Origin of the sequence: Fulvimarina manganoxydans, assembly GCF_900176465.1 — a bacterium.
In the GTDB taxonomy this organism is placed as follows: domain Bacteria; phylum Pseudomonadota; class Alphaproteobacteria; order Rhizobiales; family Rhizobiaceae; genus Fulvimarina; species Fulvimarina manganoxydans.
The window spans coordinates 310,051-324,659 of sequence record NZ_FWXR01000003.1 but is presented as its reverse complement, the minus strand read 5'-3'; the positions used below and the strand labels follow the sequence as shown (position 1 = coordinate 324,659).

14 protein-coding genes are annotated in these 14,609 nt (G+C 61.9%); 12 read left to right on the top strand and 2 right to left on the bottom strand.

Going from position 1 to position 14,609, the window contains the following annotated elements; genetic code table 11:
- From B9A15_RS23135 to pth, 4 genes are all read left to right on the top strand, one after another.
- The coding region (locus B9A15_RS23135; RefSeq protein WP_210190481.1) for a hypothetical protein at window positions 1-351 on the top strand (351 nt) is incomplete at its 5' end.
- Between the two features lie 707 nt (window positions 352-1,058).
- A complete protein-coding gene (locus B9A15_RS23610; RefSeq protein WP_280173780.1) occupies window positions 1,059-1,184 on the top strand; it encodes a hypothetical protein in 126 nt (41 codons plus the stop codon).
- 150 nt (window positions 1,185-1,334) lie between these two features.
- The gene (locus B9A15_RS05985) at window positions 1,335-1,997 is read left to right on the top strand and encodes a 50S ribosomal protein L25/general stress protein Ctc (protein ID WP_084409113.1); all 663 of its coding nucleotides are present in this window, start codon (window positions 1,335-1,337) and stop codon (window positions 1,995-1,997) included.
- Between the two features lie 178 nt (window positions 1,998-2,175).
- Complete coding sequence (pth, locus tag B9A15_RS05980) at window positions 2,176-2,898, top strand: aminoacyl-tRNA hydrolase (protein WP_084409112.1); 723 nt, start codon at window positions 2,176-2,178, stop codon at window positions 2,896-2,898.
- A gap of 185 nt (window positions 2,899-3,083) precedes the next feature.
- Here the strand turns inward: pth and B9A15_RS05975 are convergent, their stop codons facing one another.
- Window positions 3,084-3,242 (bottom strand): DUF3309 family protein, encoded by a 159-nt coding sequence (locus tag B9A15_RS05975; protein WP_084409111.1) that lies wholly within the window; start codon window positions 3,240-3,242, stop codon window positions 3,084-3,086.
- 226 nt (window positions 3,243-3,468) lie between these two features.
- A complete protein-coding gene (locus B9A15_RS05970; RefSeq protein WP_084409110.1) occupies window positions 3,469-4,728 on the bottom strand; it encodes a ubiquinone biosynthesis hydroxylase in 1,260 nt (419 codons plus the stop codon).
- Between the two features lie 171 nt (window positions 4,729-4,899).
- Here B9A15_RS05970 and tesB point away from each other — a divergent pair, with 171 nt between their 5' ends.
- From tesB to B9A15_RS05930, 8 genes are all read left to right on the top strand, one after another.
- Window positions 4,900-5,766 carry an acyl-CoA thioesterase II gene (tesB, locus tag B9A15_RS05965; RefSeq protein WP_084409109.1) on the top strand — a complete coding sequence of 289 codons (867 nt, stop codon included), beginning with the start codon at window positions 4,900-4,902 and terminating at the stop codon, window positions 5,764-5,766.
- Window positions 5,767-6,426: 660 nt separating this feature from the next.
- Window positions 6,427-6,765 carry a P-II family nitrogen regulator gene (locus B9A15_RS05960; protein WP_084409108.1) on the top strand — a complete coding sequence of 113 codons (339 nt, stop codon included), beginning with the start codon at window positions 6,427-6,429 and terminating at the stop codon, window positions 6,763-6,765.
- A 23-nt stretch (window positions 6,766-6,788) separates the two neighbouring features.
- Window positions 6,789-8,156: an ammonium transporter gene (locus tag B9A15_RS05955; RefSeq protein ID WP_084409107.1), complete on the top strand. Its 1,368-nt coding sequence runs from the start codon at window positions 6,789-6,791 to the stop codon at window positions 8,154-8,156.
- Window positions 8,157-8,485: 329 nt separating this feature from the next.
- Window positions 8,486-9,886: an ammonium transporter gene (locus B9A15_RS05950; RefSeq protein WP_139798229.1), complete on the top strand. Its 1,401-nt coding sequence runs from the start codon at window positions 8,486-8,488 to the stop codon at window positions 9,884-9,886.
- A 427-nt stretch (window positions 9,887-10,313) separates the two neighbouring features.
- Entirely contained in the window at window positions 10,314-12,455 is a 2,142-nt protein-coding gene (locus B9A15_RS05945; RefSeq protein WP_084409105.1) for a hypothetical protein, read from the top strand.
- Window positions 12,456-12,570: 115 nt separating this feature from the next.
- Entirely contained in the window at window positions 12,571-13,560 is a 990-nt protein-coding gene (locus B9A15_RS05940) for a glycosyltransferase family 2 protein (RefSeq protein ID WP_084409104.1), read from the top strand.
- The gene (locus B9A15_RS23785) at window positions 13,497-13,985 is read left to right on the top strand and encodes a GtrA family protein (RefSeq protein ID WP_084409103.1); all 489 of its coding nucleotides are present in this window, start codon (window positions 13,497-13,499) and stop codon (window positions 13,983-13,985) included. The genes B9A15_RS05940 and B9A15_RS23785 overlap by 64 nt, the downstream gene beginning before the upstream one ends.
- A 120-nt stretch (window positions 13,986-14,105) precedes the next feature.
- Window positions 14,106-14,564: a DUF2948 family protein gene (locus tag B9A15_RS05930; RefSeq protein ID WP_084409102.1), complete on the top strand. Its 459-nt coding sequence runs from the start codon at window positions 14,106-14,108 to the stop codon at window positions 14,562-14,564.
- Window positions 14,565-14,609 lie beyond the last annotated feature (45 nt).

Here is a 14,609-nt window from a genome sequence, read left to right as displayed (position 1 = left end):
AAAAGGAACCAAGATCCGAACCAGTCCGAAAAACCCGGCCGACAAAACGCCGCCCACGTCTCTCTTTCTTTCTCGCTTTATTCAATTGTCAAAGAGCCCGCCGGAAATCCGGCGCCGGAGACAACAAACCACCGCCCCTCGATACAAGGGGTGCAGGCGACCCATTCAACCCGAAAAAACAAACAACGAGCGGCGCAAAACCGAACCGGCCGCCTCCTTCAGGAGTTCAACCAGTTCGTGACTGCCTCAGGGCCGCTCATCCGATCCGCAGAACCGCCCGAAGGCAACCCGTCCGATCCGTCTCGCTTCCCTCTTCCGAGGCCGCCGCGGCGCCACCGCCGTCGTCGATGAGCGCCATATAGGCCCCAGCTCCGCGCCCCGTCAACACCCCTCTTCGTAAAAAGTTCAAAAAAGTTCGGGCACGGTCTGAATGGGCGCCCATGCGGCTGTGTGGCGGCTGGAGCCTATAGGGAATCGCGCGTGCTCGCTCGCGAGCGCGACGCGTCCATGGGAAGAACAGGCCCAATCGCCCTCCCGCCCTTGCACAGGGCCGGGGACAGCCGTCCAGTCCCCATACAAAATCCCCCGCCTTGCTTGCGGCTTAGTGGTCGAGGCGCTCCGTCAGCTCGGCCCCGCCTCAGGACGGCGTTGGCCGTCGCTCGCTCTCGCCGTCTTTTGCTCAGCGTCCGGGCTAGACGGAAGTGCGAAACGGCCAAGCGTATTGTCCCATGCGTCTCGACCTCTCGGCGTCCCGAGCGCCCCCCCTTCCACTGACCGTTCCCCTTCGCGTGGTTTCGTCGCTCGTCATCGATCCAGAAGCCCACATCCATGAGAACGGCATGAAGCCGGAGCCCGGATCGAATTCGTCGATGACGAAGGGTCCGCGTGCGCTCTTGCTTCTGCCTGTCGCCGAGCGTCACAATCCGAAGAGGGAGTGCGTCGGTATCTCGGCCGTGGTCACGAGGACGTATGACCGTCGCGGATAATGAGATGCGATTGCCCGCAAGCGGCGCCAAGCAGTCTGCGACGCGGGCGTTATCGAGACGCGCAGAGTTTCGATGGTGACGCCTAAGTGCTTGGGAACGAGCGCTCGTGAACTCGGCTCTCGCGGGCCCCATGAGCGCGACGCCCAGAACCGCGTGATGGACGATCCGGCCAAGCGGTCCATCGCGCTCTTGTCGTGATCGCGTGCCTCCGCTATAGGCTGCGGCGTCCGCGCGGACACCCTTGGAGGCAGCGCGGAGAAAGCGGTTCCCGGCCGGGTGCCGCTTTTCGTCGTTTCCGGGACAGCGCGTCCCTTGAGCGACCACCTCGATCAAAAAAGGACAAGAACCATGCACCAGACCTTCACGGTCAAGGCCGAGAAGCGCGATAAGGTCGGCAAGGGGGCCGCCAGGCATCTGCGCAATAATGGCCTGATCCCCGCCGTCATCTATGGCGACAAGCAGGAGCCCCTGTCGATCGCTCTCCCCTATAAGGAGACGTTCCTGGCGCTTCATGGCGGCGGCTTCATGACCAATATCGCCACGATCGAAGTGGACGGCAAGAAGATCAAGGTCCTGCCGAAGGACTACCAGCTCGAGCCGGTCCGCGACTTCCTCATGCATGTCGACTTCCTGCGCGTCTCGGAAAAGACCCGGGTCACCGTCGAGGTGCCCGTGCATTTTGAGAACGAGGACGAGGCTCCGGGTCTGACCCGTGGCGGCGTGCTCAATGTCGTGCGCCATGCGGTGGAAGTCGAATGCCCGGCCGGAGACATTCCGGAGGCCTTCACGCTCGATCTGACCGGTCTCGATATTGGCGACTCGATCCATGCCTCGGCTCTGAAGCTGGCGAAGGGCGTCGAGCTGACCATCACCGACCGCGACTTCACCATCGCGACGATTGCGGCGCCGGCGGCTCTGCGCTCCGAGGAGGACGAGGCCGAGGGGACGGAAGAGACCGAGGTCATCGAGCAGACCGACGACACCGTCGAGGACGAAGACAAGGGCGAGTAAGCGGCCTCAAGCCCCTCCCCTATCGACATCAAAGAGCGGCTGGGTTTCGATCCGGCCGCTCTTCCTTTATGTGCAACGACCGCAATGGGCCGCTTGTCGCCGACAAACCAAGCCGGCCGATCGAGGCGCCCGCTTCGCCCTGCCCTTTCCATACGGGCCCCAACCGAAGGAGACTGGCATGATGCTCGTTGCAGGCCTCGGCAATCCCGGCGGTCGTTATGCCGGCAATCGGCACAATATCGGCTTCATGGCGATCGACGAGATCGCTCGCGATCCGGCCTTCTCGCCTTTCTCCAAGAAGTTTTCGGGCGAGATCGCGGAAGGCGTGATCGACGGCGAAAAGATCGTGCTTCTCAAACCCCTCACCTTCATGAACGAGTCCGGTCGTTCGGTCGGCGAGGCGGCGCGCTTCTTCAAGATCGAGCCGAAGGACGTCGTTGTCATTCATGACGAACTGGACCTGGCGGCCGGGCGGGTTCGCGTGAAGACCGGAGGCGGCCATGGCGGCCATAACGGCCTTCGCTCGATCGACGCTCACCTCGGGACCCGGGATTACAAGCGCGTGCGTCTCGGCATCGGCCATCCTGGTCACAACGACCAGGTGAGCCCTTACGTCTTGAGCGACTTTCACAAGGTCGACCGCGAATGGCTCGATCCCCTCATCGAGAATGTGCGCCGTCATTTCGGCCTTTTGGTGAAAGGCGACGACGCGCTTTTCATGAACCGTCTGGCGCCGACCGGCAAAGTTCCGGAGAAAGGCGAGGCGACGGTCTCGGCCGAAAAGCGCAAGGGCAAGAGCCATATCCACCAGGCCCGGTCCGGCAAGCCGTCCGTCGCCATTCCTGAAAAGGGCCCGATGGCCGAGATGCTGAAGCGCATGTTCGGCAAGACCGACAGCTGAGCGCGGCGAAACTCAAGGTTGCCGCGATGTCGCATTCTGAAGACGCGCTACGTGGACGATTGCGGGCAATGAGCGTTTCGCGCGCCTATCACCCACCGTCACACGGCCCCTCTAAGTCCGGCCCTGTGCCGCATCGAAGTCTCAGGGCGCGCCGCGGTCGTGCGCCCACCTGACGGTGGCCGTCGTCAGATCGTGCCGATCAGGATGAGGACGAGCACGAGAACCAGCAGAAGTCCGATGATCATCGTCGGTCCGATGGTCCAACGGCGCGAAAACGGCCAGATAGGCAGAGCGACGATCAGAGCGATCAAAAGGACGAGGAAGAGAAATCCGCCGGTGGACATGAAGGCACTCCAAAGACATGTCGGACACGAGGGCCGGAGTGCTCCGCGAGAATTCCCGCATGGAGCCTCGGCAAACGCGATGATCGGTGAGCCTCGTAGCGGTCCGGGCTGCGCGGCGCAATCGACCAAAAGAGGATAATACGTCAACGCGACGCCGGAAGAGGCCTTAGCTTCCTTCCAAGGTCGACGTTCGGCGTTCGACAGGACCCGATTGGCGCATGCCGCGTCAGATCGGCTCGCCCCGCAAGAGACGCGGGCTCGGTCCCCTGCTGAGCCCTGCGGCTTGGGAGATGAAAAATTCCTTCAAAGGCGGCGCCCGGTCGACGAGCGAGAGACCGAAGGAGCGAATCGAGCGCAAGAGGCTGTTGTCATTGGAAAACAGGCGGTTGAGCACGTCCGTCGTGACGCCCATCTGCATCGTGTCGAAGCGGCGCCAGCGCTGATACTCTTCCAGAACGTCGATCGCGCCGATATCGAGGCCGCGTCGTTCGGCCTCCACAATGGTCTCGGCCAGGGCCGCAGCGTCCTTGAAACCGAGATTAAGCCCCTGGCCCGCGATCGGATGAATGCCATGGGCCGCGTCGCCAGCGAGCGCCAGGCGCGGCTTCACAAAATCGCGGGCGAGTGTCAGCCCGAGCGGAAAAGCGCGTTTTCCACCTTCAAGCGTCAGCTTTCCGAGCTTGTGTCCGAATCGCTGTTCGAGCTCCAATTCGAACAGCAGGTCGTCGCCATTCACCAGCCGCTCGGCATCGCGTGTCGATTCGGTCCAGACCAGCGATGATCGATTTCCCTTCAGTGGCAAGATGGCGAAAGGCCCGGAGGGCAGGAAATGCTCCTCGGCTCGCCCTTCATGGGGGCGCTCATGGGCGACCGTTGCGACAATGCCCGACTGGTCGTAGCGCCAGGATACCGTGCGAATACCCGCCATGTCGCGGATCGCGGAACGCACGCCGTCACAGGCGACGAGGAGACGGGCCGTCACATGACGACCGTCGGAGAGGTCGACGCCGATCGCGCCCGATCGCGGATCGATCGCGCTGACCCCGACCCCTTGCTCGATCGCAATCCCCAGTTCCGAGGCCCGCTTCCGAAGCGCGCCGTTCAAGACCTTGTTGGCCAGCATATTGGCAAAGGGCTCGCCCGGCTGCGCTTCCCCGCCAAAGGTCAGGAAGACGGGGCGCACGACGTCGCTCGTCTTCGAATCGGTGACAATCATCTCGTTGATCGGCTGGGCCTTACCGGCGACCTCATTCCAGACATCGAGGCGCTCCAGCATACGTACGGCAGCCGCCGCGATGGCCGAGGCGCGCTCGTCGCGCTCGAAGGCGCCCTCGGGCGCGAGATCGACGACCCGCAGAGACAGATGCGGCGCGGCGGCCTTCACCGCGACGGCGAGCGTCAGGCCCACATAGCCGGCGCCTGCAACGAGAATGTCACATCGCTCACTCTCGCCTGCCACGGCCCGCTCTTGCCACTCGTCGGCCATTCGGCCCTCCTTCATCAGATGTCGGCCGCGCCGTCATGCGAGACGCCCAGCCATCTCCCGTCGACGCGGGCACCGTTTCACAATAGGTGTCCGCTTATCGCCTTGCCAGCGCCGCAACGCCGCAATCGGCGTCGGAGCTTGGTAAAGCCAACAAACAGAGAGAAGGGTAGGATGCAGGACGCGGTCGAAAAGCTCTTGGGAATTCTCGATCTCGAACGTCTCGAGGATAATCTATTTCGCGGCGTCAGCCCGGATCAGAGTTGGCAGCGTGTCTTTGGCGGACAGGTCGTCGCCCAGGCCTTGGTCGCGGCCCAAAGAACTGTCGACCCGGCACGGTCCTGCCACTCTCTCCATTCCTATTTCCTGCGGCCGGGCGATCCGGCAACGCCTATCGTCTACGATGTGGAGCGAATACGCGACGGTGGCTCCTTCACGACAAGACGCGTGGTCGCGATCCAGCATGGGCGCGCGATCTTCTCCCTTTCCGCCTCGTTCCAGATCATGGAAGAGGGCTTCGATCACCAGATGCCAATGGCCGAGGTGCCGGGGCCAGACGAGGTTCCGCATGGCAAGGACTTGAAGGAGCGAATTTTGAGAGACGCTCCCCCCGCCGTGCAGCGCTACTGGATGCGGCCAAGGCCGATCGAGTTCCGCCCGATCCTGTTCGATCACTATCTGACCGAGAACAAGCTCGATCCGGTCCAGCGCATCTGGGTCCGCTGCAATCGGTCGGTCGGCGACGACCAGCCGCTCAACGCCGCCGTTCTCGCCTATCTCTCCGATATGACGCTGCTCGACACGTCTTTGTTCGCCCATGGGCTGTCGGTCTTCGATGAACGGGTGCAAGCGGCGAGCCTTGATCACGCCATGTGGTTTCATCGGCCGGTCGATGTGGGCGAGTGGCTGCTTTACGCTCAGGACAGCCCCTCCTCGTCCGGCGGGCGCGGCCTCACACGCGGGAGCCTCTATCAGCGAGACGGAACGCTCGTCGCTTCGGTCGCTCAGGAAGGTCTGATCCGTCCTGTGCGCAGGGGCTGATATCTCGGCGTTGCGGTAGCTCTCACACAATCGGACTTTTGAAAGAATTGGTTGCGAAGCGCCGCCGGGCTTTACGTGCGGCGTTTGCTCGACGAACTCCTTGATCAATAAACGTCTTCATACGAAATCCGTTTGATCGCTTCGCGATGCGGATTTTTAAAGCCGCTCAAGAACTGCGCGGGCTTTGATGCGGAAGCCACACTAAATCCTTCAGACGCCGGCCATTCTCAAACTCCGCGAAGCACCCTGCCTGCGTCTTCTGCCCGCGAGGCCGGCAGCGTGGGTTGATGCGTCTGATGAGCAGGCAACTTCGCCCGTATGCCGGCAATCCCCTACCCCCTAGTGATCACCATTGCCGCGCCTCTCTGCCTCATCGAGAGGCGTCCGAGGCTGCAGGCGGAGACAGACCTCCTCTGAATGCACAGAAATTGAGCACACTGTTCATCGCAGTGGCGCTCGCAACGTGTCGAATCGGTGGCAACCTTGCACACCATCGTCGTGCATGGCCGCAAGTAACTGATTTAAAATTTTTTTCTGCCCCGCACCCCGTTTGGCACGGGCCTTGATTCAACAAAGTCAGTCGTCGCGTGCTGCGGTGCGCAACGTCTCATTGGCATTCCACCTGCGGCAGAGCCACGCCGCGACAGGTTCGAGGTGAACATGAAAATTGTGATGGCGATCATCAAGCCATTCAAACTCGACGAGGTGCGTGAAGCCCTCACGGGTGTCGGGATCCAAGGTCTGACCGTGACCGAGGTCAAGGGATATGGCCGCCAGAAGGGTCACACCGAAATCTATCGCGGCACCGAATATGCCGTGAGCTTCCTGCCCAAACTGAAGATCGAGGTGGCGGTGCCGATCGACATGGTCGATCGGGCCGTCGAGGCGATTCAGGGCGCGGCCAAGACCGGCCAGATCGGCGACGGCAAAATCTTCGTCTTCGGCATCGATCAGGCCGTGCGGATCCGCACAGGCGAAACCGACGCAAACGCGCTTTGAGCCCCAAGGAGATTATGCCGAGTATGACGTTTAAAAAGACGCTCTTCACAGGCGGCCTGATTGCGGGACTGGCCGCGACCGCCGCTTTCGCCCAAGATGCGACCGCTCCGGCTGCCGATGCCGCAGCCGCGGCCGCCGAAGCTGCGCCGGCTGCCGCCGGCGGGGTCTCGCCCGAGACCGCCTATATTCTCAATACGTTGCTCTTCTTGATCGGCGGCTTCCTGGTCATGTGGATGGCCGCTGGGTTCGCCATGCTCGAGGCGGGCCTCGTCCGCTCTAAGAACGTTTCCATGCAGTGCCTCAAGAACATCGCGCTCTATGCGATCGCGGGCCTGATGTACTGGATCGTGGGCTATAGCCTCATGTATACGGGGGTCGACGGCGGCTATATCGGCACCTTCGCGCCCTATGCCTTCGATCCGGTCGGCGGCAATGCACTGGACACCGGCTATTCGACGGCGTCTGACTGGTTCTTCCAGATGGTGTTCGTCGCGACGGCCGCCTCGATCGTTTCGGGCACTCTGGCCGAGCGCATCAAGCTCTGGCCCTTCCTGCTTTTTACCGTCCTTCTGACCGGCTTCATTTATCCAATCGCCGGCTCTTGGAAGTGGGGCGGCGGTTGGCTGAACGAGATGGGCTTCCAGGACTTTGCCGGCTCAACGCTCGTCCACTCGGTCGGCGGCTGGGCGGCTCTCGCCGGCGCGCTTCTTCTCGGCGCTCGTAAGGGCCGTTTCCCGAAAGAAGGCGCTCCGACCGCCATGCCGGGCTCCTCGATCCCGCTGGCGACCCTCGGCACCTTCATCCTGTGGCTCGGTTGGTTCGGCTTCAACGGCGCCTCGCAGCTGGCGATGGGCACGATCAACGACGTCTCCGACGTATCGCGGATTTTCGCCAACACCAATCTCGCCGCCGCTGGCGGTGTGGTTGCGGCCCTCATCCTGCTGCAGGTCATCTATAAGCGCGTCGACGTCACCATGGTGCTGAACGGCGCTCTGGCGGGCCTCGTCTCGATCACCGCCGAGCCGCTGACGCCTTCGCCGCTCGCCGCGATCCTGATCGGCGCCGTCGGTGGTGTCATCGTGGTCTTCGCCGTGCCGATGCTCGACAAGCTGAAGATCGACGATGTGGTGGGTGCGATCCCGGTCCACCTTCTCGCCGGCATCTGGGGCACGATCGCCGTGCCGCTGACCAATAGCGGCGCCAGCTTCTCGGTCCAGCTCATCGGCATCGTCGCCTATGGCGTCTTCACCTTCGTTGTCAGCTTGGTGGTCTGGGGCATCCTCAAGGCGACCATCGGCATCCGCGTCTCGGAGGAAGAAGAGGCCCTTGGTCTCGACCGCACGGAAGTCGGCGTCGAAGCATATCCGGAATTCGCGGTCGGCCGCGCCTGATCGCTCGATCGCCTGGCAAGTTTGAAAAGGGCCCGCGCGGGCCCTTTTCTCGTTTCGGACATCTGCCAATCGGCCATCGGTCTCGTGAGCCGCGCCTGCGTTAGGGCATCAAAGCGGCCGGATCACTGCAGATGAAAAATTGTGCAGAAGACTTAGGCATCCTGCATAGAAAACGCGCAGCACAAGCCGCCATCACGTCAAAATCACAAGAATGTGGGCCGTTTTACATCATGCAGCGCAGCAAACCGCTTTTGGCACGGCTTTTGATTCAGGGCTTCTGGACGCGCCTCGATCTGGCAGCGCCGATCCTTATGGAAAGCAAGGCACGGATGCTCACGACCCCTCCCTTCAAGCGGCCCCTTGCGACGGTCGCCGCGGCTTGCGCCGCATTTCTCAGCACAACAAGCGTCTTCGCGCAGGATACGGTCGCCGCAGGCGGCGCCGGCGTCGAAGCGGCTGCCGAAACCGCGATCTCGACCGTCAACAAGGGCGATGTCGCCTGGATGATGACGGCGACGATCCTCGTCCTCTTCATGACAATGCCCGGCCTGGCCCTGTTCTATGGCGGCCTCGTGCGCGCCAAGAACATGCTGTCGGTCCTGATGCAATGCACGGTCATCTGCGGACTGATGATCGTGGTCTGGACGCTTTACGGCTATTCCTTCGCCTTCGGCGGCGGCACCAGCCCGTTCTGGGGCGGTTTCGGCAAGCTCTTCCTCGCCGGTGTGACGACGGACACGCTCTCGGCCACCTTTACCGACGGCGTCGAAATCCCCGAATATCTCTTCATCGCCTTCCAGATGACCTTCGCCGTCATCACGCCCGCCCTGATCGTCGGCGCCTTTGCCGAACGCATCAAATTCTCGGCGGTCGTTCTGTTCACGTTGATCTGGGCGACGTTCTCCTACTTCCCCGTTGCCCACATGGTCTGGGACGCGGCCGGCCTCATCTTCAACGGCACGCTTGCCGGAGGCGTCGCTGCCATCGACTTTGCCGGCGGCACGGTCGTTCACATCAATGCCGGCATCGCGGCACTTGTCGGCTGCATCATGGTCGGCAAGCGCACGGGCTTTGGCCGGGACATGATGGCGCCGCACTCCATGACGCTCACCATGGTCGGCGCCTCCATGCTCTGGGTCGGTTGGTTCGGCTTCAATGCCGGCTCCAACCTTGAATCGACGGCCGCGGCCGTTCTGGCGATGATCAACACCTTCACGGCAACGGCCGGCGCGCTTCTCGCCTGGTGCGCCATCGAGGCGGTGATGCGCGGCAAAGCCTCCATGCTGGGCGGCGCGTCCGGCATTGTTGCCGGCCTCGTCGCGGTAACGCCGGCTTGCGGCACGATCGGCCCGGTCGGCGCGATCGTTCTCGGCGTCATCGCCAGCGCGTGCTGCTACTTCTTCGTCTCCGTGGTCAAGAACGCGCTTCGCTATGACGACTCGCTGGACGTGTTCGGCGTCCATGGCATCGGCGGCATCATCGGCGCCATTCTCACCGGCGTCTTCACCTCCACCTCACTCGGCGGCATCGGCTACGCCGAAGGCGTCACGATGGCCTCCCAGGTTTGGGCGCAAGTCACGGCCGTCCTCATCACCATCGTCTGGAGCGGCGTCGTCTCGATTATCGCCTTCAAGATCGTCGATCTCATCGTAGGCCTCCGGCCGTCGGTCGAAGCCGAACGCGAAGGCCTCGACCTCAGCTATCACGGCGAGGTCGCCTACCATTCTTGATGGGTAAGGCCGGCAACGGCCCGTTTGACGACGATGCTCTTCGAAAGGTGCGCTGGCCAAGCGCCCCTTTCAGCCATTCTCGGTATATGTCGACCTCGGAGTTGACACCGTCTCAGCCGCGCGGGGGCCTTGGACACCATATCGCAGTGCTTCGCCTACACACCGATATCGCTCGAAAATGCTTGGAAAGCCGGCGAAATGGCATTCCTTCTGTTCCCAAGAATTGCCCGATCTCCCTATGGTGTTTGAGTCTATAACGGGCGATAGGCTGACTGGAACTTGTGCAAAAGCGAGCACACGGGACGCCCCGGGGATTTGGTCTGACATCTGAGGTCATTGAATTACGGCCTCGACCACTGAATGACCGCATTCTTTCGTTCGAAGGGCAACACGAACACGTGAACCATCCCGCCAGCCGGACGAGACCATGACGAAACAATCAAAGGGGTGGACGCAAAGCGCCCTGCCCTTCCTGTCCGTATGCGCGGCGGCGATCCTCTTTGCAGTGGCGCTCGCACTTTTTCAGGGTCAGGATCAGAATTACGATCAAGGCAATTATCACATCTATGACGCCTTTGCGTTTCTAAACGACAGGGCGAATAACGATGTGACTGCGGCGGGAATTCTGACCTTCCAGAATCCCCTGGTCTATGTGCCGCCTTTTCTGCTCATCGATCGCTTGTCGCCTGCTGTCGCCTCGGCCCTGATCGCCGGTGTTCAAGCGCTGAACATCGCGCTAGCCTTTCTGATCGGCCGGATCCTGTTGGTCGCACAGTCCGCCAGTTCACGGCGTCTGGCGGATCTTCTGTCCGTCTTCGGTGCCGTGATCGCAGCTGCGGCGCCGATGTTTTTATCGGAAATCGGCACGACATTCGCGGATTCGTCGACGAGTCTTCTTTGCCTTCTCGGCCTTCTGCTCGTTCTACGGGCAGGTCACGATCGCTCGAGCGCGAACCGGATCGCTTGGCTTCTGCTCCTTCTTGGCGGCCTCCTCGTCGGGTCGGCGGCCGGTCTGAAACTGACCAACGCGACTTTTGCCGTCGCTATTCCGATCGCTGCGCTTTTTGGCTGGCACCGCTTTGGCGATCGCCTGAAGGCGGCCATTCTCGTCGGCGTCGGCGTCGGCCTCGGCTACATCCTGACAGGCGGATATTGGTCGCTTAAGCTGTATCTCGACTACGGTAGCCCGGTCTTTCCCTTCTTCAACGAAATCTTCAAATCACCGGATTTTCCGCTGACAGACATTCGCGACGCACGTTGGCAGATCGAGAGTCCTCTCGAAATCATCACCGCCCCTTTCGGATGGGCGGTGGGTGAACAGCGCTCGAACGAGCTCTACTTCCGAGACATGCGATTTGCGGTCGCCATCATGGTCGCCGTCGTCTGGCTCGTCGTCATTGCATGGCAGCGGGCGCGCGCACGACCCCAAATCGCCCTTTCCAATGCCAGCGGTATCGGAGACCCATCTGGCGAAACAGATCGGCCGGGTCTTCGAATTGCGCCGGACCGCTTGGTCCGACTGATCGTCTTTTGCGCCATCGCTTACTTTCTTTGGGCCAAGCTTTTCTACATCCAGCGCTATCTCGTCGTGGTCGAGCTCCTGATCGGACCGCTCACGCTCGGGCTCATCGTCGCTATCGTCACCGAGATCGGGCTTCGCGCCCGCTATGCGGCCTATGGGATCGGAGCGCTGACATTGGTCGTGGTCGCGACTGCGCGCTTTCCCGACTGGGGCCACGTCCCGTTCGACGAAGATTGGTATGCGGTCCCGGACACTCCCCCTTTCGAGGAGCCCGCCGCCTTGATCGTCTTCGATCGAGACGCGCGTCTGGCCTGGGTTGCGACGAAGCTGCCGGACGCGTCGACATTTTCAAGAGTCGGAAATCTCCCGATCATACCCGGCGGCCAGTTCGATCAGGCGATCCGTCGCAATCTGAACAATGCGCCGAATGGGCGCGTCTTCGTGGTGACCGTCGATGGTAGGAATGCGGATCGCGATGGGGGCTTACGCGCCTTCGATTTGCTGCCGGCATCGAACTGCCGCGAGGTTCACCTGGAAACCGACATCCTGCATGTCTGCGAAACGGGGCCGGACAATCGCCCATCCTGGACGATCGCGGTCGGCGATCCCGAGTTCAATGACATGCTGGGCGAAGGCTGGACCTGGATCGATGGCCATTTCATCTGGTCGGACTCCCCGCTCACCAAGTTGTCGATTCCCGTCCCGCCCGAGCTGCGCGGCCGACCGGTAGAGCTTCTTCTCGATCTCGAACGCTTCCAGGGGTTGCTCACGCCGGAGGGCGAGCCTGACATCCGAATCGTGGTAGACGGTGGCGATCCGCAGGACAGGAACTTCATTGAAGGAAGTCCGCGACGTCTGCAGCCGGTCTGTCTACCCGCAAACGTTACCGATCACGCTGATGGGAGAGTGTCGGTCGACATCCTGGCGAAGCCCGGCAAGACCCCGCGCGAGACCGGATACGGGCCCGACGACCGGACGCTAACAGTCGCCCTGCGCAGCATCACCATGAAGCCCGCCAAAGACTGTCCGGCCGAGGATCCGGCCTGATGCCCGCAAAGCCCGATCACCGCACCTGCCGGTCCGTCGGGGTCTTCAGTACGTGCCATTGTCCTCTTCGAGCTTGCATTGCCCGGCCTGGAAGTCCAATCGGAACATGATGCCTATGTCTGAACACGAGCGCAGCGAGTATGAGAGCGACGCCATCGCAGGTCTTGCGGTCGCGGTTCTCATCCCATGCTACAACGAAGAGAGCACTGTTGGCGCCGTCATAGACGGTTTTCGCACAGCGCTCCCGTCCGCCACCATTCATGTCTTCGACAACGCCTCGAGCGATCGCACGTCCGAAGTGGCGCTTGCCCATGGTGCTCAGCTGTCGCGCGTCGTCCGCCGGGGCAAGGGAAATGTCATCCGACGGATGTTTGCCGATGTGGAGGCTGACATCTATGTCCTCGTCGATGGCGATGCGACTTACGACGCCTCTCGCGCGCCCGATCTCATTCGCTGCCTCGTCGAGAACGGAAACGACCTCGTGAACGGCGCGCGGAAATCGGAGGCCGTCGGCGCCTATCGCTTGGGTCATCGCTTCGGAAATCGTCTGCTCAGCGGCATGGTACGAACCATGTTCGGTAGCCAGATCTCCGATATGCTGTCGGGCTACAAGGTCTTTTCGCGCCGTTTCGCGAAGTCCTTCCCCGCCATGTCCAACGGTTTCGAGATCGAAACCGAGCTGACGGTCCATGCTCTGGAATTGCGGATGCCGATCGGAGAGATCGAGACCAATTACGGCGAGCGGCCGGAAGGCTCCTACAGCAAGCTTTCGACCTATCGCGACGGCGCTCGCATCCTGCGCACGATCATCCGCCTCCTCCGCATCGAGCGGCCACGCCTCTTCTATGGTGGTCTTGGGGTCGCATCGGGTTTGCTCGGCGTGCTCCTCGCCGTGCCGCTCTTCATCACCTACTCCCAGACGGGTACCGTGCCGCGCCTGCCAACGGCGGTTCTGTCGACCGGTCTCGTGCTGCTCGGCGGGATTTTGGTTGTCGCCGGCCTCATCATGGATCTCGTCACGCGTGTGCGCCAGGAAATGAAATGCCTAAGCTATCTGACCATCCCATCGATTCGAAGCATGGCAGAGGTCAAGAAGCGGACGTGACGGCGCCGCAAGCATCGCGCGCGCAGTTTCTACGATTTGCGGTCATTGGCGCAATCGGCTTCGCTCTCGATGGCGGTGGCTTGTTGATCCTGACGGAAGGGTTCGACGCCGACCCGATCGCGTCCCGATTCGCGACGTTTTCCTGCGCGGTCGTAACCACGTGGCTCCTCAACCGCCGCTTTGCCTTTGTCGGCGGCGGGCGAAGCCTCATAGCTGAATTCGGAGCCTATCTCGGCGTGCAGGGATTCGGTTTCCTCTGCAATCTCGCCGTCTACTCCATCGCGGTGCTTTTGCTGCCTTATCCGTTGGACATTCCGATTGTCGCGTTGGTTATGGCGGCAGGCGTGGGCCTTCTCGCCAATTTTCTCGGCTTGAAGCACCTCGTCTTCATTCGGCCGGAAAAAAGCGGTCGCCGCGAAGGCTGAAACGTCGGGAGGTCGGTTGGCCTCTTCGTGCTTGCGAATTACATGTGGCCGTGCCGCCGCCCTGCCCGCGCGGCCGCTGCTATCTAGCAGCGATCCAGTCCTCGATCTTTCAGAGAGCCCATGGACCGTCTTCGCCTCCTCGCCGTCGATCCGGACGATCTTGCGGTTCTTTCCGCCACCTGCCAGGACGCCGTCGTCCATCCGAAGGACTGCGTCCATCGCAGCCGGCAGAAGCAGTTCGTGATGGAGTTCAACCGCTTCGTCTGGGAATCCGCGCAGAAGCGACGGTTCGGCCTGTTTTCCAAGCCGAGCTATGAGCGACGACGCGCGGTCCTGCATTTCGACAGGGTGAATGAGGTCAAGAGCACCGGCTTCGATGGCCAGGACTCGGACGCGGTCCTTGTTCTTCTTGCGATTCGTTTCACGCCCTCGCAAGACCCATCGGGCGTGATCGATCTGGTTTTCGCAGGCGGCGCCACGATCCGTCTCTCCGTCGAGGTGATCGAGGCCCAACTGACCGATATTGGCGGGGCTTGGTCGACAAAATTCAAGCCGGATCACGATCGCGATCCGGCTTGAAGCCTTGTGTCGTTCAGAGGTGACGGGCGCCGCCTTCGGGCAGCG